At 61.0% G+C, this 22,034-nt stretch carries 29 protein-coding genes; 23 read left to right on the forward strand and 6 right to left on the reverse strand.

All coding sequences use genetic code 11. From position 1 onward, the window contains the following. The first annotated feature begins 449 nt into the window (after positions 1 to 449). From istA to RXV79_RS26765, 6 genes are all read left to right on the forward strand, one after another. Positions 450 to 2,003, forward strand: a complete 1,554-nt coding sequence (istA, locus tag RXV79_RS26740) for an IS21 family transposase (RefSeq protein WP_316699556.1) — start codon at positions 450 to 452, stop codon at positions 2,001 to 2,003. A gap of 39 nt (positions 2,004 to 2,042) precedes the next feature. Then, complete coding sequence (gene istB, locus RXV79_RS26745; protein ID WP_316699555.1) at positions 2,043 to 2,780, forward strand: IS21-like element helper ATPase IstB; 738 nt, start codon at positions 2,043 to 2,045, stop codon at positions 2,778 to 2,780. A gap of 534 nt (positions 2,781 to 3,314) precedes the next feature. Then, the gene (locus RXV79_RS26750; RefSeq protein WP_316704435.1) at positions 3,315 to 3,578 is read left to right on the forward strand and encodes a hypothetical protein; all 264 of its coding nucleotides are present in this window, start codon (positions 3,315 to 3,317) and stop codon (positions 3,576 to 3,578) included. A gap of 10 nt (positions 3,579 to 3,588) precedes the next feature. Beyond that, positions 3,589 to 4,188, forward strand: coding sequence for a hypothetical protein (locus RXV79_RS26755; RefSeq protein WP_316704436.1), 600 nt, complete (start codon positions 3,589 to 3,591; stop codon positions 4,186 to 4,188). Between the two features lie 163 nt (positions 4,189 to 4,351). Beyond that, positions 4,352 to 4,507, forward strand: coding sequence for a hypothetical protein (locus RXV79_RS26760; protein ID WP_316704437.1), 156 nt, complete (start codon positions 4,352 to 4,354; stop codon positions 4,505 to 4,507). After that, positions 4,504 to 4,857: a hypothetical protein gene (locus tag RXV79_RS26765; RefSeq protein WP_316704439.1), complete on the forward strand. Its 354-nt coding sequence runs from the start codon at positions 4,504 to 4,506 to the stop codon at positions 4,855 to 4,857. Before RXV79_RS26760 ends, RXV79_RS26765 begins: the two co-directional genes overlap by 4 nt. A gap of 387 nt (positions 4,858 to 5,244) precedes the next feature. Here the strand turns inward: RXV79_RS26765 and RXV79_RS26770 are convergent, their stop codons facing one another. The 4 genes from RXV79_RS26770 to RXV79_RS26785 all read right to left on the reverse strand — a co-directional run bounded on the left by RXV79_RS26770 (position 5,245) and on the right by RXV79_RS26785 (position 7,315). Then, on the reverse strand, positions 5,245 to 5,676 hold the full coding sequence (locus RXV79_RS26770) for a hypothetical protein (protein WP_316704440.1): 432 nt from the start codon (positions 5,674 to 5,676) through the stop codon (positions 5,245 to 5,247). Positions 5,677 to 5,714: 38 nt separating this feature from the next. Next, positions 5,715 to 6,170, reverse strand: coding sequence for a hypothetical protein (locus RXV79_RS26775; RefSeq protein WP_316704442.1), 456 nt, complete (start codon positions 6,168 to 6,170; stop codon positions 5,715 to 5,717). A 255-nt stretch (positions 6,171 to 6,425) separates the two neighbouring features. Next, complete coding sequence (locus RXV79_RS26780) at positions 6,426 to 7,043, reverse strand: JAB domain-containing protein (RefSeq protein ID WP_316704443.1); 618 nt, start codon at positions 7,041 to 7,043, stop codon at positions 6,426 to 6,428. A 62-nt stretch (positions 7,044 to 7,105) separates the two neighbouring features. Beyond that, positions 7,106 to 7,315: a hypothetical protein gene (locus tag RXV79_RS26785; protein WP_316704445.1), complete on the reverse strand. Its 210-nt coding sequence runs from the start codon at positions 7,313 to 7,315 to the stop codon at positions 7,106 to 7,108. Positions 7,316 to 7,599: 284 nt separating this feature from the next. On the opposite strand from RXV79_RS26785, the gene RXV79_RS26790 reads away from it, so the two are divergent. After that, entirely contained in the window at positions 7,600 to 8,097 is a 498-nt protein-coding gene (locus tag RXV79_RS26790; protein WP_316704446.1) for a hypothetical protein, read from the forward strand. A gap of 370 nt (positions 8,098 to 8,467) precedes the next feature. Here the strand turns inward: RXV79_RS26790 and RXV79_RS26795 are convergent, their stop codons facing one another. Next, the gene (locus RXV79_RS26795; RefSeq protein WP_316704447.1) at positions 8,468 to 8,686 is read right to left on the reverse strand and encodes a hypothetical protein; all 219 of its coding nucleotides are present in this window, start codon (positions 8,684 to 8,686) and stop codon (positions 8,468 to 8,470) included. 9 nt (positions 8,687 to 8,695) lie between these two features. Next, the gene (locus RXV79_RS26800) at positions 8,696 to 9,142 is read right to left on the reverse strand and encodes an antirestriction protein (protein ID WP_316704448.1); all 447 of its coding nucleotides are present in this window, start codon (positions 9,140 to 9,142) and stop codon (positions 8,696 to 8,698) included. 353 nt (positions 9,143 to 9,495) lie between these two features. Between RXV79_RS26800 and RXV79_RS26805 the strand changes: the two genes are divergently transcribed. From RXV79_RS26805 to RXV79_RS26880, 16 genes are all read left to right on the forward strand, one after another. Next, positions 9,496 to 10,359 (forward strand): N-6 DNA methylase, encoded by an 864-nt coding sequence (locus tag RXV79_RS26805; RefSeq protein WP_316704449.1) that lies wholly within the window; start codon positions 9,496 to 9,498, stop codon positions 10,357 to 10,359. Between the two features lie 77 nt (positions 10,360 to 10,436). Continuing rightward, on the forward strand, positions 10,437 to 12,194 hold the full coding sequence (locus tag RXV79_RS26810; RefSeq protein WP_316704450.1) for a PRTRC system ParB family protein: 1,758 nt from the start codon (positions 10,437 to 10,439) through the stop codon (positions 12,192 to 12,194). Positions 12,195 to 12,286: 92 nt separating this feature from the next. After that, positions 12,287 to 12,757, forward strand: a complete 471-nt coding sequence (locus RXV79_RS26815; protein WP_316704452.1) for a PRTRC system protein E — start codon at positions 12,287 to 12,289, stop codon at positions 12,755 to 12,757. A 9-nt stretch (positions 12,758 to 12,766) separates the two neighbouring features. After that, positions 12,767 to 12,973, forward strand: a complete 207-nt coding sequence (locus RXV79_RS26820) for a PRTRC system protein C (RefSeq protein WP_316704454.1) — start codon at positions 12,767 to 12,769, stop codon at positions 12,971 to 12,973. Between the two features lie 219 nt (positions 12,974 to 13,192). Further along, the gene (locus tag RXV79_RS26825) at positions 13,193 to 14,197 is read left to right on the forward strand and encodes a PRTRC system protein F (protein ID WP_316704455.1); all 1,005 of its coding nucleotides are present in this window, start codon (positions 13,193 to 13,195) and stop codon (positions 14,195 to 14,197) included. Next, a complete protein-coding gene (locus RXV79_RS26830; protein WP_316704457.1) occupies positions 14,194 to 14,934 on the forward strand; it encodes a PRTRC system protein B in 741 nt (246 codons plus the stop codon). Before RXV79_RS26825 ends, RXV79_RS26830 begins: the two co-directional genes overlap by 4 nt. Then, on the forward strand, positions 14,931 to 15,647 hold the full coding sequence (locus tag RXV79_RS26835) for a PRTRC system protein A (RefSeq protein ID WP_316704458.1): 717 nt from the start codon (positions 14,931 to 14,933) through the stop codon (positions 15,645 to 15,647). Before RXV79_RS26830 ends, RXV79_RS26835 begins: the two co-directional genes overlap by 4 nt. 16 nt (positions 15,648 to 15,663) lie before the next feature. Further along, positions 15,664 to 16,479 (forward strand): PRTRC system ThiF family protein, encoded by an 816-nt coding sequence (locus RXV79_RS26840; protein WP_316704459.1) that lies wholly within the window; start codon positions 15,664 to 15,666, stop codon positions 16,477 to 16,479. A 116-nt stretch (positions 16,480 to 16,595) separates the two neighbouring features. Then, a complete protein-coding gene (locus tag RXV79_RS26845) occupies positions 16,596 to 16,874 on the forward strand; it encodes a nicotinamide mononucleotide transporter (RefSeq protein WP_316704536.1) in 279 nt (92 codons plus the stop codon). Then, positions 16,871 to 18,343 (forward strand): UvrD-helicase domain-containing protein, encoded by a 1,473-nt coding sequence (locus tag RXV79_RS26850; protein ID WP_316704460.1) that lies wholly within the window; start codon positions 16,871 to 16,873, stop codon positions 18,341 to 18,343. The genes RXV79_RS26845 and RXV79_RS26850 overlap by 4 nt, the downstream gene beginning before the upstream one ends. A gap of 53 nt (positions 18,344 to 18,396) precedes the next feature. Next, the gene (locus tag RXV79_RS26855; RefSeq protein ID WP_316704461.1) at positions 18,397 to 18,864 is read left to right on the forward strand and encodes a hypothetical protein; all 468 of its coding nucleotides are present in this window, start codon (positions 18,397 to 18,399) and stop codon (positions 18,862 to 18,864) included. An 11-nt stretch (positions 18,865 to 18,875) separates the two neighbouring features. Continuing rightward, positions 18,876 to 20,114 (forward strand): ATP-binding protein, encoded by a 1,239-nt coding sequence (locus RXV79_RS26860; RefSeq protein WP_316704462.1) that lies wholly within the window; start codon positions 18,876 to 18,878, stop codon positions 20,112 to 20,114. A gap of 2 nt (positions 20,115 to 20,116) precedes the next feature. Beyond that, positions 20,117 to 20,461 carry a hypothetical protein gene (locus RXV79_RS26865; RefSeq protein ID WP_316704463.1) on the forward strand — a complete coding sequence of 115 codons (345 nt, stop codon included), beginning with the start codon at positions 20,117 to 20,119 and terminating at the stop codon, positions 20,459 to 20,461. Positions 20,462 to 20,471: 10 nt separating this feature from the next. Then, complete coding sequence (locus tag RXV79_RS26870; protein WP_316704465.1) at positions 20,472 to 21,032, forward strand: hypothetical protein; 561 nt, start codon at positions 20,472 to 20,474, stop codon at positions 21,030 to 21,032. A gap of 55 nt (positions 21,033 to 21,087) precedes the next feature. Continuing rightward, positions 21,088 to 21,645: a hypothetical protein gene (locus RXV79_RS26875; RefSeq protein ID WP_316704467.1), complete on the forward strand. Its 558-nt coding sequence runs from the start codon at positions 21,088 to 21,090 to the stop codon at positions 21,643 to 21,645. Positions 21,646 to 21,661: 16 nt separating this feature from the next. After that, on the forward strand, positions 21,662 to 21,979 hold the full coding sequence (locus tag RXV79_RS26880) for a hypothetical protein (protein ID WP_316704469.1): 318 nt from the start codon (positions 21,662 to 21,664) through the stop codon (positions 21,977 to 21,979). Positions 21,980 to 22,034 lie beyond the last annotated feature (55 nt).

Genomic DNA, 22,034 nt, shown 5'->3' on the forward strand with positions numbered 1-22,034 from the left:
CGCGTCGTTTCCGCTTTCGAGGTTTCCATTCTTCGGACTGGACACAACGGACCTCAGAGGGGAGAGGCTGCGGCTAAACGCCATAAGAGCTGACCTCGAATGCGCTGTGCGGAGAGCACGGCGACGAAGGCATTTGGGCTCCTTCGATGATCCCCACCCGAAGGAGTACCTGCAGGCGATGCTGGCATGGACCATCGCTGCACAGACCCTCCTCAAGCAGCATGCGCGACACCGGCAAGCCGTCTTGGAAGGAAAGCAAACGTCGACCTGTTGACGGGTTGAAAGCCGCCAAGCTGTCGTAAGACTTCACCGTGCGTATTCCACGCGATGGCGGACACGATTCCAGGCTGATGGCGGACAGCATTCCAAACTGATGGCGGACACCTGCGGGGTGTTCTGAGTGACCCGAACGCGGCATACGCTGACCGGTTTTTTGACCGGAACCAGCGATGCCCACACCCAGGGTCACCATGAGCAAATTACGACATACACTGCAACTGCTGCACGGCGGGGCCTTGAGCACCCGTCAAATCGGTGCCGCTCTCGGCATCTCCAAATCCACCGTCAGCGAGATAGCCAGCTACGCGCGCGTGGCCGCCGTGGACTGGGCGCTGGCCCAGACCTTGAGCGACGAAGAACTGCAGGCCCGGCTGTACAAGCCAGCGGTGGCCCGCCAGTCCCGCCACCTCGAGCCCGACTATGCCCACCTGCACCGGGAACTGCGTCGCCCCGGCGTGACGCTGCAACTGCTGTGGGAGGAGTACCAGCACCAGCACGCCGGGCAGGCTTACAAGTACAGCGCCTTCTGCGAGAAGTACAAGGCCTGGGCCCGGCGCCTGCAGCGCTCCATGCGCCAGAACCACGAGGCCGGCGACAAGCTGTTTGTGGACTACGCCGGCCAGAGCCTGCCTGTCGTGGATGCAGGCACTGGCGAGATTCGCCAGGCCCAGGTGTTTGTGGCGGTGTTGGGGGCATCGAACTACACCTATGCCTGCGCCACCGCCAGCCAGAAGGCCGCCGACTGGGCGGCCAGCATCATCGCCACGCTGGAGTTCATCGGCGGCGTGCCCCGCCTGCTGGTGCCTGACCAGCCGCGCGCACTCATGGCCCGTCCCGACCGCTACGAGCCCACCGCGCACCGCCTGCTCGAAGAACTCTCGGCCCACTACAGCCTGGCCGTGATGCCGGCGCGCCCGGCCAAGCCACGCGACAAACCCAAGGTGGAGGTCGCCGTGCAGGTGGTCGAGCGCTGGATTCTGGCGCGGCTGCGCCACCAGACCTTCTTCAGTCTGGCCGAGCTCAACCGGGCGATTGCCGCCTTGCTGGTGGACTTGAACCAGCGCGCGTTCAAGAAGCTGCCGGGTAACCGCGCCAGCGCCTTTGCCGAGCTCGACAGGCCGGCCCTGCGCCCCCTGCCGGCGGTGCGCATGCCCATCGCCCGCTTCAAGCCCGCCCGCGTCAACATCGACTACCACGTCGAGCTCGATGGCCACTACTACTCGGTGCCCCACGCGCTGGTGGGCGAGAAGGTCGAGTTGCGCATCACGGCCACCACGCTCGAGGTTCTGCACGGCAACAGGCGGGTGGCCGCCCACATCCTCAATCCTCGCCGGGGCGCGCACACCACCGTGCCCGAGCACATGCCGGCCTCACATCGCGAGCATCTTCAGTGGACCCCTGCCAAGCTCATCGCCTGGGGTGAGCGCGTGGGCGCGGCCACCGCCGCCGTGGTGCGCTGGCAGATGGAGCACCGCCAGCATCCCGAGCAGGGTTACCGCTCCTGTCTGGGTCTCATGCGCCTGGGCCGCGAGTACGGTGTCCAGCGCCTGGAAGCAGCCTGCGCGCGGGCACAGTCGATTCGCTCACCGTCCTACAAGAGCATTGCGTCCATCCTCAGTTGCGGCCTGGACCAGCGCCCGCTGGACGCCCCCATCACCGCGCAGGCCACACAGGCCAGCCTGCCACTGCACGAGAACGTGCGCGGGCCGGGCTACTACCACTGAGAAGCCCAGACACCGAAGCGAAACAAACAAGGAACAACCATGCTCAACGAACAGACCCTCAACCAACTGCGCACCCTGCGCCTGGACGGCATGGTGGCCGCCCTCAGCGACGTGGCCACCCACCTCATGGCCAGCGAGCTGCCCTTTGAACAACGCCTGGCGCTGCTGGTGCAGCGCGAGGTGGACTGGCGTGACGGCAAACGCCTGGAGCGGCTGCTCAAGGCCGCCCGTTTGAAGGTCTGTAGTGCCTGCCTGGAGGACATCGACTGGCGCGCCAGCCGGGGCCTGAGCCGGGAGGTCATCACCAGTCTGGCCGGCGGGGACTGGCTGCGCCATGGTCACAACGTGCTGCTCACCGGTGCCACCGGTTGCGGCAAGACGTGGCTGGCCTGCGCACTGGGGCAGCAGGCCGCGCGCCTGGGGTTCTCTGTCCTCTACACCCGCGCGCCACGGCTGCTGCAGGAGCTGCACGTGGCCCACGGCGACGGTAGCTTTGGCAAACGGCTGGGGCAACTGGCCCGGCTGGACCTGCTCATCCTGGACGACTTCGGTATCGCACCGATTGCCGCGCACGAGCGAAACGACCTGCTGGAGTTGCTGGACGACCGGGTGGGCACGCGCTCGACGCTCATCACCAGCCAGTTGCCGGTGACGGCCTGGCACGCCTGGCTGGACGAGCCCACGCTGGCCGACGCCATCCTGGACCGCATCGTGCACGGTTCACACAAGATAGCCCTCAAGGGCGAGTCGATGAGAAAGCTCACCAAGACCGCCTGAGCCGCCCGTGCCGAGCACCGTTCCACGCTGATGGCGGACAGTTCGGCTACGATTGCAGCGTCACTCAGGACACCCGCGCAGCGTGTCCGCCATCGCCTGGAACGCTGTCCGCGATGGGAATGGAATCACTGTCCGCCATCAGTGGAATGCGCAACCGAAAGGAGAAGATCTTGACCTGGTACGACACCGGAGCTTGTAGCTCCAACATCCAAACGCTACTGGACCTTCCCTGGCTTCGGGACAGCCTTGCGCGGTGGAATCCCAACGCGCGCGGCGTGCTGCTAGCTGGTGCGCTGATCGGAGTGAGGCATCGCGGAGGGGTTGCCTGGTTGAGGGCGGCTTCCGAGCGTGGCGTGCTGCTTCCGACAGATCCCCGAGTCGTTCGGGGTCTGCAAACCATCTACGTCAGCTTCTTGCCTCGGAAAATTCGTGGCGGCGCGTATCGACCCGAGCGACGAAGAGCGTTTGAAGGCAGTGGGCTGCACAAGTAGCACGGGGAGTTGATGGTGAGTCTCGCGCGGGAAGAATTGCTCCATGAATGAAACCAAGGCGTTCAACCGCATACAAGCGAGCGATGGAACCCAGTTCACCTACCGGGACGGCTTCACTGGAATGGTAGAGATCCAAACTCCGGTCGGACGGCTCGAGATCAGCTGTGAGGCAGTTCTGGAGCTGGTGGCCAAGGGGTACGTGCTTCCGGTTAGAAAGCGGCAGCTGCGGAGATCGGGGCATCCTCAGCGAGCAGCCGCGCTGGATCGCGTCGATGCGAGGGCCCTGGTGCTAGGTCTAGTGGAATGAAGGTGGCGAAATGAAGGGGCACGAAAAGCGCTTCTGGGAGCGATTGCTCACGGATGTCAATCCTGGCTGGTCGATCACAGTCGAAGGTAGCGGAGCAGCGCCGCTCTCTGATCAAAAGGTCTGCGTCTACGTTGTCGATAGCAGCAATTTGTGGATGCAGGCCGGCGCGACAACCGCCGCTGGCATGGCAAATGGCGCCCGCATCCTCGACCAGGACAAGGAGCTGTCAGAGATGGCCATCGCAGCGGCAGGTTCATCGACGGTCGCGGCCAGTGAAGCCACAAACAAAGGTGCACCCTCTGCAGAAGTGAGCATGCTGGCACTCATGGCGCTCACACGCATGCGCACCTACGAGGTGGTCAAAGCGCAGTTCGGAGACGTGGAAGGGCACTGGCTGTACATGGTGTATCGAATGAAGGATGGGTCGTATATCAGCAGGCCCGGCTTTCTTCGACCGCCGTCTCCAGAATTGGGCTTTCTTCCGGTTGAGGCAGTCCTTTCCGCAGCGCGGCATCTCGTCGCACTCGATCACCAGAACGCATTCAGCGAAGTTGGGAAAAAGCTTCGTGGATGCGGCGGGGCGTACATTTCTGCAGCACTTCGAATATAGGGAGGTCGGCATGAACCGCGGTGATATAGCTAAAACGTTTCTTGGCGCGCTGGCCCTCGCTGCGCTTGCGTGCGGAATCATGCTGGTGGGAAGTGCAATGCGCTTCCTCGCGCCTGGAGCCTAAGAGTGGGTGCTTTCGCAGTGGTTGGACATTCCACCCAGCATGCGTGGGCTGATCTACTTCCACGATTTCGGAATTGGGTACATGGTGATCTTTGGACTGGCCCTGGCGCTTGGTGTCACGGCGGCAGTGCTCGGGATACTCCGTGCCATCGGCGACGCGTTGTGGGCGGTCACAGCAAGCAAGCCGAGTGAATGAGGTCGCTTCGGGTCAACTGGCTTGCTGCGTGGGCCATTGCAATTTCAGTCGCAGCGGTGCTGGTACATCGTGAGCAGATGTTCTCGATGTACTGGTGGATTGGTTCGATCGGTGCAGCGGTCTTCGTTCTCATCGGCACTGCGCATCGACACTTCGCCGGAAACACTGCGTTTGCAGCGATTCTTGCTAGCGGGGTCGCGGTGTATGTCGGTCTCGAACCAAGCAGCATCGGCTTTGCAGTTATTTCCGGCGCGGCAGCCGGAGCGCTGGCGTGCATCCTCGTGCTCGCATTGCATCGTTCTCGCGGAGTCGCCAAAGGCAAAAAAAATGAGCATCACACCGAAGTGTGATGCTCTTGGTTCAAGTGGTAGACCGCCGAATGTCGAGTCGCCTCACCTGTTCTGGGAAGGTCAGCTCCTCAGGGCGCGTTGTCGATGACTTCCTTGCGTGCACGTGCAAAGGGCGAGCCTCAGGCAAGCGGCGCTTGAAGTATTCGGTGACAGCGGCAATCGCCTCTGTCTCGTCGGCACCCATCGCGAACTCATACAGCGACCTTGTAAACCCAAGTGGTCCTGCGTGTACTTCGATGTCCAAGGTGACCGACACGAACCAGAGGAAGTTTCCTTCTGGAAGGGTCAGGCACCTGGGGTCGACGCCGCATTCAAGGTGAACGCGTCGCAGTCGTGCAAGGCGATTGCTGAGTAGTTCCGCAGGGCGTGCCTGGCCGGCGACTTCCATCATGATGACAGCGTCCTCATGAGCGGAATTGCCGGCATGTCCGAGCGGCGTACGTTCTCCGGGAAAGCCAACTCCTCGGGCCGTTCGACAGAAGCCAAGCGGGCAGATACGACCAGTACGGCGGCAGCGGGTGCGACTTCCCGGTAGTAGGAGCGCACCGCCGCGATCGCACCCGCTTCGTCACCAGCCGCAGCGTATTCATGGCTGTGGACGATCGAGGAGGGCAACTTGACCGTGTCCGTGGTATCGACTTGGACGTAAAGAGCCCAAAGACGATGACCAGGGGGAAGATCGAGATAGCGTCGATCCACGCCGACCGCAAGATGGGCACGGCGGAGCGCGTCGAGGCGCTGTGTTCTTTCCTCGGGAGAGGAGGTGGCCAACAGCACAAGCGGAACGTTTGCGCTTGTGGCGCCAATGTGGAGATTCATAGAAGTCCTTGGATGAATCCGCGGCTGCGCGGAGGGGATCAAAGCGGGTACGCGCTGAGAAGGTCGGAGAACGACGAGCCAGGCGCGAGCTCAGGGGGATTTGCTTGGCCGAAGTGCGACGGAACTTCTTCGGGGCGAAGGCGCTTCTCGCGCACAGCCTCGGCGTAGGCGCGTTTGCGCTCGAACCAGGCCAGCTCGTAGTGCGCAATCGGATCCCACTCGCTGGGGGCTTCACGCTCTACTTGGTGGGCGAAGTCGACGGCGGCTCCGTTCGTTTCGTCGAAGCGGATCGCCACCTCCCGGTAAACGCCGAACTCATGGCGTTGCTCACGGGTCACGTAAGCCACGGGGACGTCGGCGGGCGCCGGGAACAGGCGCTGGAGCATCCGGCTATAGACCTGGCACTCACGCGTAGAGTCTTCCGGATACGTGGGATTGCCGACTTGCGAGCAGCTTTCCTCTGTCGGCACAGGGCCGATGTAGATGTATTGCATGGGATGTTCCAAAAAGAGAAGCGGGCCGCAGCCCGCTTCGATGAAGGGATGAAGTGGTGGGCTAGCTAAGCTGCAATGCCTCGCTGGCTTCCTCGTTCGTCAGGAAGAGGTCTCGGTCGCAGTCGTAGTACGCATGCTCACCAGTGGCTCTGTTCCACATGTAGAGGAGCGTGCGTCCGGAACGGGTCTTGGTAGCCGTTTCGTTACCGCCGCATGCGGGAACCCAGTCGCCTTGGACAAACGCCTGGGTATCCATCACGCCAAGCCCAGTTCGGCCATGGAGGTAATGGAGCTCCCGTCCGCCGCCACGATGAAGTGATCGAGCAATCGCACGTCGACCAGCGCGAGCGCGGCTCGCACCTTGCTGGTAAGCGCCTCATCGGCTCGGCTCGGAGAAGTGACCGCCGATGGATGCACGTGGCTCAGGAATACTGAAGCCGCGTTGCACTCGAGTGCCCGCTGGACGATCCGGCGCGGATACACCGAGACCTCGGTGAGGGTGCCGGTGAACATCGTTTCCGAATGGATCACCCGGTTGCTTGCGTCAACGAAGATCACGACAAAGGATTCGTGATCTGCGCCGGCGAAGTGAATGCGAAGGTAGTCTTTGACAGCGGAGGGTTCCGTCGTCAGTGAACGTCCCTTGATGGACTCTGCAGCAATCCTGGTCAGCAATTCATGCGCAGCTGCGAGAGCGTGGCGGATCGGAGGGCGAAGGCCTTCCCTGCCAGAGACGTGCCGCGTGACAACTGCGTCGCTGCAAACCAGCGGTTCGGTAGAGCCAGCGGGCGGATTGAGGAGGATCTCTTCCAGCTGTGAGCGGTCGAGCTGTGTCATGTTCATGGTGATCTCCAGAAAGAAGCGGAGCACCATCCCCAGCGGGTGTGCCCCGCGTGGGTGGAATGACGTATTCGGCCGTGAACGACCTGGGCGAATCAATCGCGCAAAGACTCCTGGATTTCCTTCATCTCTTCTTCGAGGCCAGCTGCCTGCATGCGCGTGGTAGCGGCCTGAAGCGCCAAGGAGACATTGAGTCGATCTTCCAGGTCGACGCCACCTTCTGATGCTTCAAGGTGGGTGACGTAGGCATCTTCGTAGAGCCGAATCAAAGATTCGCGCTCAGACGCCTGAACTTCTGTTTGCATGGTGCTCTCCGGTGGATGGAGGGAACACCAATGCCCTGCCGGGATTGGGTTCCCGGTGGGATGCGCGTTATGCGCGATTCGAGGGCGGGTCACGACCGCTAACGCCGTCGCATTGCGACGGGGAGGCCAGATGGCCAGTGTGAGGTTTCAGTATTGCAGAGCGGACACCTGGAGGCAAGATTCGAAGCTGTCGCATGCTCACTTGGCATACCCAATGATCGGGCTCATCGCTACGATCTGGCCTCATCGGCCCAAGGGTTGTCTGAACATAAGGAGGAACAGAAATGGAAAGTCAAAAGCTGCAGCGAGGCAGAGCTGGTTGGGAATTGCTGCTTTGGGTGAGCATCGTTGTCCTCGCGGTGTGCGCCTGGGCACCCGACTTCGTGCCTGCAGATGCAGCGGACATCCAGGCGCTGGTCGAAAGGGCACAGGCAAACGAAACGGCGAAAAATGCGCTGTCGGCAGCACTGAAAGAAACCCCGAACCCAAGCAAGAGCGATTTCCGGAGGATGGAGCGAACGGTAGACGAGGTTCTGGTCACAGCAATCTCGAGAGAGGTGACCGGCGATCAAAGCCTGCAAACTCCCAGTGAGGCGAGAAAGGCGAAGGAGGCGGCACACAACGCTCGTGAGAACGAACTCGCTTCCAAGAAGTGGTCAGCCATGAGCGGTGACGAGCAGGCTCGCTTCCTCGTAGGAAAGTGGGGATACGCAGCGTTCGCTGTGGTGATGCTCATTTCCCTCGTCGCAGGAGCGAAGGCCATCTTTTTTGCCGCCAAGTGAACGATCTCCCCTGAATTCAGGTGCGGCCTCTTATATGGGCTGCGCAAAAAGAAAAGGCCGGTCGGTGCCCCTTGAGGGGTCACGAACCGGCCTTTGCACTTAAAGCGAGAGAAGTCCCACGTCGACGGCGTATTGCACGGCGGCGGGCTGCCAGTCCGCATCGCTGGGGCGTGGCCTGTGCGGCGGGACTAGAAATCCGTCATCGATGGCTTCGAAGACGGCTTCGTCCCACAGCTCGAACACCACCTTTCCGTTTGGAGATTCGAGACGCACGTGCGCTCGGTCTCTTTCGAACCAGGTGTGGCAAACGTAGTCCGCAGCCGTGAGACGTTGGAATGGTCGTTGGACAGAATGCGGTGCGTTCATGTCTTCAGACCCTGTGATGCTGCCGAACGAGGCGCCGGCGCACCGCAAATGGCGCGCCTTTTGTGACCTCCACTGGTGCAAGATGCACCAGCCAGCGCAGCGCCGCCTCGCGCAGGAGAACTGGATAGCGCTTTTCCTGCACGATGGCCTTCAGTTGCTCGCTTGGAGTAGCACGAAGGCCCTGGATGTATTCGCCTATGCGAAACATGCGTCTGGTCCACATGGCCACCTCCTATGCGAGCGCTTGTCGGACCAGTGCACGCTCTGCGTGACAGTCGACGAAGGCGAGAAGCTGGGCAAGCTTTTCGGCCAGGTCTGAATGACCGGCCCACGCCAATGAGCGCAGAGCAAAGCCTGTGGAAATGATGCCGGCGACCTCAGGACTGACACGACGCTCAATGCCGAGCGCTTCGATGTGCAGATCAAACGGGTCTGCGGAGTGGGGCGCCATGAATGCACCGCCATTCGAGAGGTCGAAGAAGTCCCAGCTACCACCCGTATAGACGCGGCAGAGGCGTTCCATCCAGGCGTAGATCTTCGACTCGACCAAGAGCATGACCCGGGGCTTGAAGTGCCGGGGAAGGCCCATTCGGGCACCTTCGCTCGCCAAGGTGGAGAACACCGATGCAGACCCTGCGATGGTGCTCGCCAAGGCGAGATTGGTTTGGAGTTGTGACATAGCTCGTTCCTTTCGATGGAAAAGGAGCGCGAGCGACCCCAGCTCGGGGTGCCCGAGCTCGGGATGGAAGGGGATTGACCCCTAGAGGATTCGATCGTGTGCTGAAGAAGCCGAAGACGGAAGTCGGTAGCTCCGAAGCATCGATCTGGAGGCCTTGGCGTGCGCCGAGGCGAGGATGCAAGTGCGGGTCACGACCGCTAACGCGCGACTGGAATCGCGAGACCGTCTAGACGACGATCGGAAGACGAGGGAAGTATGCGCCTGGAGCTTGGCGTCATGCAACTCCGGACCCTTGAATCGAGAAAAGCCGCGCACAACATCGACGCGTCAAGTTTCCGAGCGAAGGTGATGTGATGTCAGATAGGGCTGGTTCTGATGTGACGAGGGCAGCAGCATGGGTTCGCTCGTTGGTTCAAGCGTGCGTGGGACACGGCCGGTATAGACCAAGTGACCTCCTGTCATGGCTGGTCGACAAGATCTTGCAGGGGTTCGGTCTTCCTGCCGATGCTCCCCCCGACGATGTGGTGGGGTGGCTTCGAGAACAACATTTGGCCTATGCGTGTGCAGTGAGCCAGCATCCGTTTGAAGACTTGCTGGGCAATGTGTACGAAGAGCTTGCCTCAAGAGGACACCGAGGCGCATTGGGACAGTTCTTCTCTCCATCATCGATAGGAGAGTTGATGTCGTCGATCCTGGGTGGCATGGAAGCCGCTCACGCAACGATGCAGCAAAGATCGGATCGGGAGGATCTGGTCCGCGTCTGCGAGCCAGCGTGTGGCAGTGGCGCACTGCTTCTGTCATTCATGAGATCTGCTGTGGCGGCGTGTGGCAGATCAGCCTTGGAAAGCTACTCGTTCACTGCAATAGATCTTGACCGGCTGTGCGCACGAATCTGCGCGGCGCAGATCCTGGTCAACATGCACATCCATGAGCATTCCGTCGGAGAGTTAGTGGTCTACCACGGTGACGCACTTGACGACCCTGCCAGTTTGAAGGTTGTCATCCATGCATCGATCCGTTCGCTTCGTCCCGACCTGGTGCTGCCGGCTTTGCATCCAAGCAGGGTGGCGGCGCTAAGAGACGCGAGTGCATCGCAGCCGTCGCGTGATGAATCGATGAAGTCCATGAAGACTGTCGGCGCGAGCCGTCGCGTTGCGCGGGGGCGCATGGTGGAGGCCGACGACGAGCCGGACCTGTTCAGCACTGAGCGTGGTTGACTCCGAGAGAGGCCGCGAGACGATGTCTCTGTCGCCCCCAAATGTGGGAGCGAACAAGGTTAAAGGACATGAGTCACATGAAGCAACCCACCCTCAAACTCGGCCTCATCATCCGAGGGAACAACTACCGGGAACGAATCACCGAAGAGAGCATGCTCGAAATGGCGGAAGCCATCAAGGCGGCTGGTGGTGTCATTGAACCCGTGATCGTCCGTGAACATCCCACACGGCCGGGCTATTACGAACTGATCGCTGGCGAGCGCCGCTGTGTCGGCGCGCACCACCTGTACGGCGACGACTACGACATGCCGGTTGTGGTGCGAGAGGCGACAGACGCAGAAGCCAAGGCACTCTCCATCATCGAGAACGCCGAGCGCGAAGACCCTACGGAAATCGAAGAAGCGCAAGGCGCCGCTGATCTTCTGGCGTTCAACAACGGCGACAAGGCAAAGACCGCCGCGCAACTTGGCTGGCGCGACCCCAAGAAGCTGGACCGCAGGTTGCTGCTTCTCGGTTGCACGGCCAAGGTCCGGCAGGCCTTGATCGAGAAGAAGATCTATGTCGGTCATGCCGAACTGCTCTCAGGCCTGGACCCTGAATGGCAGGACAAGGTGTTGCCTCAGGTCATCGAGCACAAGGTCAGTGTCGAGGTCTTGAAGAAGCAGTTGGGGCAGTTCTCCAAGAGTCTGGCCGATGCCATCTTCGACACCGCTATCTGTGTGGGTTGCCCCCACAACTCCGCGCAGCAGTCGGGCCTGTTCGATGCCTCCATCGGTGACGGCCGTTGTCAGAAGCCGAGCCATTTCGAGGAACTGACGCTGGCGGCGGTGCAGAAGATTGCACGGCCCCTGGAAGAGAAGTACCAGGTGGTCCGCATCTACAAGAACGGTGACGGTTTCATCCCGCTGCATCTGCAAGCAGAAGGCGAAGTTGGGGTAGGTCCGGAGCAGTACGAGTCATGCAAAGGCTGTGCAAACTTTGGCTGCAGCGTGTCGGCTGTGCCCGGGTCCTATGGCGCAGTGGCAGAGTCGCTCTGTTTCGATGCGCAATGCCACTCGACCAAGGTCGCGGAGCGGCGCAAGGCAGAGAGGGCTGCAAAGGCCTCTGCATCTGAGAACCCGCAGGCAACCGGCTCAAAGCAGCAGGCGGCTTCGCAGAAGGGCCAAGAGGCCAAGCGCAAGGCAACAAACCAGACACCGCCGCGCGTTGTGCAGTACCGCCTCGGCCTGTGGCGGGAATGGGCCCAGATTGCGTTGATGGCCGATGCTGACAAGGCCATGCGGGTCCTGATCAGCATCCTCGCGTCCAGCAGCACCAGCCATCTTGACTCGGGAAAGTTCGTCGCTGCTGCGGTGGAGATCGCAAAGCCCGCGCCCTTCGGAAGCAACCTGTTCAAGAGCGCCGTCGAGCAGGCTTCGCGCGTCGATGCAGGAAAGCTGCCGAACCTGATCCAAGCGATGGCGTCCTCGGCGGCGCACGGCGCACCGACTCAGGACCTGGAACTGATGCTGACGTATCTGGAGGTCGAGGAGGCGAGCCACTTCCGCCTGAACGAGGAATTCCTGGAACTCATGACCATGAGTGAACTGGAAAGTCTCGCGGACGAAGTGAAGCTGCGCAAGGCGATGGGAGACGCAGCGTTCAAGAAGGCGCGAAGTGGTGCAAAGCCAGCGTTCATCAAGGCACTCCTTTCTGTTCAGGGCTTTGACTATGCAGGGGTGGTGCCGAAGTGCATGCGGTACAGCCGCAAGCCCTTGAAGCTGGCTGCTGCAGGCGTTGCCAAGTCCGAGACAGCGGATCAGCAGGAATCGCAGCCCCAGGAAGCTCCTGTCTGATGGCTGCGCCTCTCCCGGTCTAGACAACGGGAGGGGCGCCAATACCATGTGTTTAGAGGGTTAGCCCTCTCTCTCACAAAGGAAGAACGCGCATGTTCCAAGAACTTTTTCAACTCAGCACCAAGGCGACGCTCGCCATGACCATCAGTGCTGATCCCTCTACGGGGCTGATGACCATCAACATCATCCCGAAGCCCAAGGTCGACCACGGCGAACCGGCCCTGGCAAACCCTCTCAGCTTGACGGCCACGCCCGAGGAGTTCCAGGCGGAGTTCGTCAACGTGCTCATGAGCTACCGCCAGAAGCGTGACAGCCTGACTGCGCAGGCAGAAGTGACGAACGAGCTTCTGGACGCTGCCAAGGACGCATCTTCAAAGAAGGGAACGGCGGCGGTCGCGAAGGCTGCGGCACCGAAGCCTGTCGCGAAGGCGGCTGCGGTGCGTCAAGCTGCTGCCGATCCCGACGACGATGCAGACGACGAGAGCCAAAGCGCGCCGAATCCGCCTGCGGCACCGGCGCCGGCCACGGCGAGTGAGCCGTCTCTTTTCGGTCCTGGCGTTTAAGGGGGCGACATGGGTATCAAGGTTCAACAGATCGCCCGCCGGTTCCTCTACAACGGCGTGACGCTCCCCGACATTCCTGGCCTCAAGGCGACCGATGTGAGGGATGTGTACAGCGTGCAGTACCCGGAACTCGTCAGCGCGGAAATACAGGAAGGGGAGGTCGCCAATGGCGTACAGGAAATCACGTTCCGGCGCGCTGTCGGCACCAAAGGCTGAAGGCACGGAGGCATTCCGGGCGGCGCTCGATCAGAGCTTGAGCGTTGACCCGGGAAGCCTGCAGGAGCAACTATGCAAAGCGCTCAATTCTCCAGCAAAGCTCCACGCGGCCGCGGCGCTGCTGAAAGCGGCCGACCAATCAAGCAGGGTGTCGGGAGACGGCGTACAGGTCCAGCGACTTCGGATTCCCTCTGCTTTGCTCCTCCCTCTGGCCTGAGCTTGGTCATTCCTGACCTTGATGCGTCCATCCCGTACGTACTGGAGACGCCTCGGTCAAGGCGACTCGGAGTCAAGCTTGCGGTTGGACTTCTCGACGCCGGCGTCGTGCCGACGGCAGCACCCGAACTCGCCAACGACCCGATCGCCGCAAGTAAGGTCTTCCTGGAGCAGTGGGTGAAGCGTGAACTGCAAGGGCTCTCGACCCTGGCGCTGCATTTCCGGCTGCTGATCCGCAACACGGACAGTTGGGGGCATCGTCTGAGCGACGACGCGCAGGGTGAGGCACAAGTGGCCTGGTACTCAGAAGTTCAACCGTTCGTGGTTGGACAGGCGCTGGAGCGTCTTGAGGCAATCCATGAAGGCCTCGGAGCCCTTGTGCTCACCATCATCGAGCGAAAGTGCCACCACCTTCCTGTGTTCACGCCGTCAGATGTGTTGAGTGTCGTGACGGACTTCCACTGGTACGGCCACAAAGACGAGACGGGAGCGCTCGAAGAAAACTGCAGCACTGAGGAAGAGAAGGAGGCGATGCGAGCGGAAATGATCACGCGTGCCGATCTCGATGCAGCGTTTCCGAAGTGGGCGACGCAATGGCCGACCGTGCGGCGCACAGCGGCTCTGAAAGTGCTCAAACGCGCGGCGCAGGGTGCGAAAAGTCCATTGGTTCGGCGAGTGGCAAGCAATGCGCTGGCGCTCAACGCATTGACGCCCGTAGAGCAATACCGCGCTCAAGGAGAAGGGTGGTTCATCGGCTATGGCGCTGTCTTGTGCTGGTCTCCAGAGGACGTGGCCACGCGCGCATTCGACGACATGGCCAACCATGCGATGGAAGCCGAGTTCGTCGACTGGTGCGGCGAAGCCGAACTGGACTTGCGCGAACCGGATTCGATCAAGTCGTGGATCGCTCGGATGAAGCCTGTCTTCGAGTCGGTGAAGCTCATCGACGCCTTGATCACGGACCTGAGCGCCGGAAACTGGACCAAGGTCAAGAAAGGATTAGTGTGAGCAAAGAAGACAACCAACTGGTGTCCTTCCGAGTCGAGGCAGAAAAGGACGCCCCGTACACGCTGGACAAGGCAATCCTTGTCTACAAGGCTGGAAACGGTCACGCCTTCGCTACCGTGCATGAAGTCGGGACGGTGGGGAAGAAGGCGACGATCCTGGCCGGCAAGGCAATGTCGGCTCAAGCAGCGGTGGCGCTGGCGCTCGAACTGTCGAAGAGCGCGACCCGTGGCGGGTTCGTGCCGAAGGAACTCCTGTTCCACGATGGGGACACCATCTGCTGGTGGGTGCCGCCCGCACGCCGGCATGTCGCCTTCAAGGCCAAGGAGCTCGGCTCCCCCGAGCGTGGAGAGATCGTCTCCAACCCTGGTCTGGTGTTCATGGTGACAGGGCGCCGCCAGTGGTACGTTTGGGCAGTGAAGGGAAGCGAGCGGCCTGGGGAAGAGACGCCGCTCTACCTGGCTCCCTACTTCAACGTGTCGGACACTGGCCTCATCTGTGTCGGCAACGTGTCGCTGCCGGACGGCACGGCGGCGGAGCGGATCGCGGCATGGAACGACGCCTTCTTCAACTCGTTCTTCACGCACTCCAACGCCCGCAAGCTGGTGAAGTACCGCGGCGGGGCCTACGCCTTCTGGCGTGACATGCTCGACGGGAAGCACCACGTTTTCCCGGAACGCGTGCTGCTGCCGCTCGGCAAGACGCTCAAGGTTGTTTTGAGCGGAGGGCGTGACGCATGACGCTCGATCCGAGGGATGCCGCCTTGCGGATGACCTGCCCGGTGGACAGTGTTCCGAGGTTTGGCCCACTCGAAGCCATGACGAATCCCGGCCAGCGCGTGCTGCTGGCCCACAACGGTGTCTTCCTGGAGGTACAGCGGACCTGGCTGAATGCGGTGGTACGCCTCAGCGATCTGCCTCATCGGCCGCCGTTGCCTTTCGGTGAAGTGACGGAACGCGTCCGCTTTGCCTTCGGCGTGATTCCCATTCCGCTCCTCGAAGACTTCATTCGGGCCGGAAAGGATGCTTTGCCGAATGAGGCGGCAGGCGCGCTGGTCTACAGCACATCCACGAAAAAGCTGCGGCTGGTGCTGCACGAAGCGATCCGCACGTCGCCTTCCCGCATCAATTACCGCATGCCAGAGATTGCAGCGGACGAAGAGATCGCAGTGGACCTGCACACCCACGGTGCGGGCCGCGCATTCTGGAGCGATCTGGACGATCTTGATGACCAGTGCGTGAAGGTTTGCGGCGTCTTCGGGCGTCTGCGTGGCAATACGCCAGATGCGGCGTTCAGGCTCGTCGTGAACGGGCATTTCAAACCGCTGGCCCATCCCTGGGAGCGTGTCAAAGAGCGGGCCAGCGAAGCCCTTGATAGTGAAGAACGGTGGCCGACACTGAATTCGATCGGATTTGCAAGGATCGAACACAGTGGAACATTTGATCTACCCTGAACTGCTGACGCGTCGCGTGAAGGTCCACCTCGTGGGAGTGGGTGGAAACGGGGCTCAGATGGTTGGATGCCTCGCTCGTCTCGACATTGCCCTGCGCGCGACGGGCCACCCTCACGGGCTCTTCGTTGCAGCCTTCGACGGCGATGCAGTGAGCGAGTCGAACGTTGGGCGGCAACTCTTCTTCCCGCCAGACGTAGGGCAAAACAAGGCGGCCGTGATGGTCCAGCGCACCAACCTCGCATACGGAATCGATTGGGCCGCTCGCCCTTGGAACTACAGAGACGAAGACCTCGAAGGCGGAAAGCCAGATATCTTGATCTCATGTGTGGACACCCGGTCTACGCGGCGGAAGCTCCACAAGCTGCTTTTCAGTGGCAGATCCAACACTCGTTATTGGCTCGATCTTGGAAACACAGAGGCTACCGGCCAGGTCGTCCTGGGAGTGCCGAAGCCGCCCACGCTGAGTGCTCGCAAGACGCGCCTTCCTTGCGTCACCGAGCTTTTCCCCGATCTCCTCGACGCGGGTGTTCCAGATGACAACGCCCCCTCATGCTCAGTGAAGGTGTCCCTGGAAAGTCAGGGCTTGTTTGTGAACGACGTTGCGGTGCGGTTCGGGGCTCAATTGATCTACGAACTGTTCAGGGGAAAGCTGTCGGAGCACGGTGTGCTCCTGAACCTGAACAGCAAGCGAACGGCACCAATACCGATCGACCCGGCGGTGTGGAGGCGGTTCGGCTTCATGGGTGACGAGGCCGAACGCAGGAAGGGCAGGGGAAGGGCACGTAGCGGCACATCGCACATTGAGGTCGAGGCCGAGCGACTGGCCGCTTAGGCGGGCGCTCCGGAAACCTCACCTGAAGTTGTCGCCATTCCGATTCGATTCGGGGCGGATTTTGGCTCGACAGCATCCAGGCCGGCTCCAACCATTGCGCTTTCAGAGAGGTGGCGATGGTTCAGGTGGAGATCGGCATCGGCGAAGTGCTTCAAGGCATCGGGTGGGGCTTGACGGTCCTTGGCCAAGTCCAAATCGGACGAAAGCTCCGCAGGTCTTTCCTCAGCTGGATCGTGGCGAATCTGGTTCTGATCGCTGTGTCCATCCAGGCCGGCTTGTGGGTGAGCGTGGGCATGTACGCCACCAACATCGTCCTGTGCGTCTGGTCTTTTGCAAAGTGGTCTGCAGATCCGAGTGGGCCTGCAGCATTGGTCAACAACAGGAAGGGCTTGTGAAGTACACGGACGAACAGATGGCGGTGATCGAGTCACGCGCCAACCGACTGACGGTTCAAGCCGGCGCCGGAGCGACCAAGACGACCACGCTGGTGGGGTATGCAGCTGCACGACCCAAGGCACGCATCCTCTATCTCGCGTTCAACAAGCCTGTGCAGCTCGAAGCCGCTGCGCGGATGCCCAAGCACAACGTTGAGTGCAAGACCACACATTCCGTGTCGTTCCGAAAGGCGTTGCAGCTCTTCACGGACAGGCGGACTGGCAGAGACGTCATTTCTCAGAAGCTGGGTGACAACTACCCGTCAGCCATTGCGCGTCTTTTCGGATGCCCACCGCTGATGGCCACCGCTGCGCTTCAAGCCATTCAGCGTTGGTTCGGAAGCCTGGAAAACGATATCGATGTTCGGCACGTTCCTCCTGAGTTGGCGATCCGACTCGGGGACCCGCACGCGGTGGTGTCTCTGGCTCGGGAAGTGTTCGCGCAAATGGTCGATCCGCGGGCCCTGCAGGTGAAGCTGCCCCATGACGGCTATCTGAAGCTCTTTCAGCTCGACCGACCACGCCTCGGGACCTTTACCCACATCGCAGTGGACGAGAGCCAAGACCTGAACCTGTGTACGTTCGACATCGTGCGCAACCAGGCGGCGAACCTGATCCTCGTAGGAGACAGTAACCAGAGCATCTACCAGTACCGAGGCTCGGCGAACGCGCTGGACCTCCTGTCTGGTGCAACGCGGCTGAATCTGACCAGAAGCTTCCGCTTCGGCGAAGGGATTGCCTCGCTGGCCAACACGCTGCTGGGCCATTTCAAATATCCGACGCCTCCGTTGCTGATCGGTGCCGGCGAGCCGCGCCAAACCCGGTTCTCGATCGACGTGAACAAGCCCTTCGCGGTGCTGGCTCGCTCGAATGCAGGCCTGTTCAATGAAGCTGTGGCGTTCCTGAAGACGGGGCGCCGGTACCACTTCATTGGTGGAGTGGACGGGTACAGGCTCGACAAGGTTCTCGATGCCTACTACCTCTGGGTCAATGAGCCTGGGCTCATCAAAGACCCGTACCTGCGCAGCTTCAACGGCTTCGATGACCTGGAGGCGCTGGCGGAGGAATCAGATGACGCAGAACTGAAGCTTCTGATTCGCGTCGTTGCGGACTACGGACATCAGATTCCTCAATTGGTCGACGAGATCCGGGCTCGGCACGTGTCTGACCTGCGAAAGGAAGACTGGCACCTGTTCGAAGGCATTTTCTTCAGCACGGCGCACAAGTCGAAAGGGCTTGAGTTCGACCAAGTCTGGCTGGCAGACGACTTCATGCGCTTCTTCGACAACGGAAGAGAGATCGAGATCGAAGAGGTGGACCAGGAGGCGGTGAACATCCTATACGTGGCCTTTACCCGCGCTCGCGCGGCGATCCGACTCTGCGAAAGCTTCGTGGAGTGGCTTCGCTTCAAAGGGTGGATGCCGGTGTGAGGTGTTGAAAGGTATCTGAGTCTTGGGAACATGACTGCAAAGGAGTAGTCGCTGTGACGAAGCCAATCATTCGCTACCTTCGGTTGTTCTGCGAGACGCCAAGTGCAGAACCACAAAGCCATCGTGACGGCATCGTCGCGGTGGCCGCCATTCGGGAGTCGGCAGGCCTGGCCAGGCTGCTCCTTTGCGACATGGGGCAGTGGGGGCGCAACAGTGGAGCTTCCCTCACAGATGCGATGGAGGTGCTTCGTCAAGCGGCGCACCGCAGGTTGATCGGCGGCTTCCACATCGCATTGCATGACACGCTGACCGTCACATGGGACGGTTGCGGGAACTTCGACCTGGTGATGGACACCGGGGATGGCCGTGGCCTTTCGCCGTCGCCGTTGGTTGCTCTCGACCGTCGCGCCCGCCCCCGCAGCCGGGAAGCGTTCCTGTCATGGGCCGGGCACTGCGGCGCGGAAATGCTCGACAAGGCTCAATCGGTCGGTGCCGGTATGTGGGCAGGGGCAGAAGGGTGATGGAGGCAGCGATGAAGGAGCGCTTCGAAGAGGTTGAGGCAGCGTCGGCCGAGCTGCCGCCGCTGCCGACGCCGGCAACGAAAGAGCCAATCCTTGGTGAGGCAAACGGCTCTCCCTTTGGCATCAACTTAGGGAGGCTGCTGGCGACGCGAGCACTGATCCAGGCGGCGTCAGGTGGTGGCAAGTCCTACTTGCTTCGCCGACTGTTGGAGCAAACGCACGGGATGGTGCAACAGATCGTTGTGGACCCTGAGGGCGAACTCGTGACATTGGCCGAGAAGTTCGACTACCTTGTCTGCGCCGCTGACAGCGAAGTCGCACCGATCCAGCCCGAGAGCGGAGCACAAATCGCTGATCTCATTTTTCGCTCGGGCCGTTCAGCGATCCTCTCTTTAGGAGAGTTCGACATCGAAGAAATGCAGATCTTCGTGGCCGACTTCATCAAGGCGCTGATGCGCCAACCGAAAGAAAACTGGCGCCACTGTATCGTTGCTTTTGACGAGGCCGCGATCCTGGCACCCCAGATGGACAAGGCTGTCAGCAAAAAGCCGATGGTCGATTTGGCGGCACGAGGTCGTAAGAGAGGCTTCTGTCCGATCATGGCTACTCAGCGTGGCTCCGGGCTGCTCAAGGGTGTGGCGGCGAACCTCGACAACAAGTTGATAGGGCTAACCACCTTGGACATCGACGTTGAACGGGCAGCCGAGCAACTCGGAATGAAGGCGGTTAACGCTAGAGCTCTTTTGAAGCGGCTGCAACCCGGGCAGTTCATTGCGTACGGGCCGGCGCTGACCTACGAAATGACAACCGTCAACGTGGGCCCTGTGGTGTCCAGGCATGGCGTGTTGGGCGTCTTCGACCCTGGGTCCTATAAGCCGTCCATGCCCATCGAAGAGGTTCAACGCATGCTCCAGGGAATCGCGGCGGCCGCATCTAAGACGCTGGAGGCAGCAGCCGGCGAAGAGGTTTCTGGCGCGCGTGAGGCGCTGGACGAGCTGAGTGCAGACGAGCTCAAGGACAGGGTTGCTGCGGCCCGGCACGGTGCCATCAAGCCTCTCTTGTCCAAGGGCCGAGAGGCGGGAAGCGTACAAGCGCGTGCTGACGCCCTGGGCGTTCAAGCCTATGACCTCCACAACTGGATGAGACGTTTCAAGCCGCGTAAGGGAGAAGCCTCGCTCCGGCCCTCGCGTGTGCGCGAATGCGTGAAGGATCAGCTCGTTGCCATAGAGCAGGTTCTTTCGAAGGAGTAAGCGTGGAATCCGCGGTGCCTGCCAGTGATCAACCAGCAACCAAGCGCCACGACAGTGCAGCAGCGATCGTGGCCGAACTGATGGTGTTGGTGAACGAGGCCGTCGTGGCGTCCAGGCGTGACGGCGTGCTTCGGCAGTCCACGCTGCTCCCGCAGGCCTTGTCCAGGGTGGCAGGAATGGCCCTAGGCCTGGCCGAAGAGGCCGTCATGTTGCGCCACTTGGAGGCGCGGGATCCACGGTTTGGCTTGCCCTACTCTTGGATGCGTCATGCCAGCCTGCGGGAAGCGATCAGAGCTTCGATTGCAGCCGAGGAGCCTCCAAGAGACGACAGTCACCATGCCCAATGAGGAGAGACTGATGAATATGCGAGACCCTGTTCGAAGCATCACCTGGGCGCTGATGAAGGCGGTGGATCATGATCTGGATGGTCTGGATTCACCTCTTGCAGCGAAGCTCTTCGGAGCTTGCACGTCCCCCGTGATGGCGAGGCCGAAGCCAGACCAGTGCGAAGTGGCGATGTTCACTCAGGCATGGTCATCAAATGATCTGGGCTATCGCGATCGCGGCTTCGCTCAAACCGTGGAGACAGAAACTGTCGTGATCACCGGCCCTGGCGGAGACGCATGCGTCTATGCATCCACGCAGCTGCTCTACCATGTTCGATCACCCAATCGGCTGTTCTTCCTCGATCTCATGAGCCAGCGCATGAGGGGGAAGTCAGAGTGCGCGGCGTATGAAGGGCGCGATTCGGCAGATCTAGAAGCGGTTTCGTATGAGGTTTCGTCGGCGGTGGCGAAGCTGTGCGGGGTTGCGGGGAAACTGGGTCGCGAAGAAGCGTCGAGGGTCGAGCGCGTGATCGGGTCCCTCGTTGGCAGAATGAACGAAGGGCTTTCGTCTTCAGATCATGCAATAGGATGAGCTGCCGTTAGGCCAAGGGCTGCAGCCGCGAGGTTATCGAATGTCTCCAGCTCGGATGACTGATGAAGCAAGCGTCCAGTTGGAGAGGGTCGTTCGCTTTCTGCAGGGCATTGGTCTTGTATGCACGATGAACCCCGGTGCACATGGCTTCATTCATGGCGTGTCCATTCGACATGGCTCGCTGCAGATCGACCCATTCGCATCCCCAAGTTCACTCTTGCACGAAGCCGGCCATCTGTCGATTATTCCGGCCAAGTTCCGAGGTCTGGCCTGTGACGATTTGGTCTCTGCATTCGAAGTGATGTTCGCTGAAACAGATTTCAGCGACCCAGACTCGCCGGGAGCGAGAGCAGCGATTCAATGCTCAGATCCTGAAGCAACAGCGTGGGCATGGGCTGCAGGAAGGGCGGTGGGCTTGGCGCCCGAGGTGATCATCCAGGATGACGAGTACGACGGCACCGGCAAGTGGATCCGCATGCAGCTCGCTAACGGCCACTATGCAGGCATCCACGGGCTGGCGCATGCAGGGTTCTGCGCTGTGAGGGAAAGCCCGCTCAGCAGACGTCAAGGGTTGGCGGTGTTTCCGAAGTTGAACCGCTGGCTTCAAAACTGATTGAAGGGGGGGAGTGATGGAAAGGGTGACGTCAAGTGACAGGGATGCGCCCGCATGGCTGGTGACGATGCTGGTCATCGTTCATGTGGCGCTAGCTGCGGTGATCTACCTGGTGCTCTGGCCAGCTGCCAGGAGTGAACCCGGCGCGGTTCCAGCGATCTTCCGAATACTGGGCATCTCGGCGGTCCTGTGCAGCGGTGTGGGGCTCAGCGTGTCGAAGAGGAGGTTCCTGCTGGGTTTGGTGACTGCGTGGTGTCTAGCACTGGGTGCCTTTCTCGCATTGTTTTTTGACCTGATGCTCGACTACTGGGTGCTCGTTGAAGTTGCGGTGTAGGTGCCATTGCTTTCACGTTCGCACATCTGCTTATCGACGAAACGCGACCATGAGC

It is taken from the genome of Piscinibacter gummiphilus (assembly GCF_032681285.1).
Classification (GTDB): Bacteria; Pseudomonadota; Gammaproteobacteria; order Burkholderiales; family Burkholderiaceae_C; genus Rhizobacter; species Rhizobacter gummiphilus_A.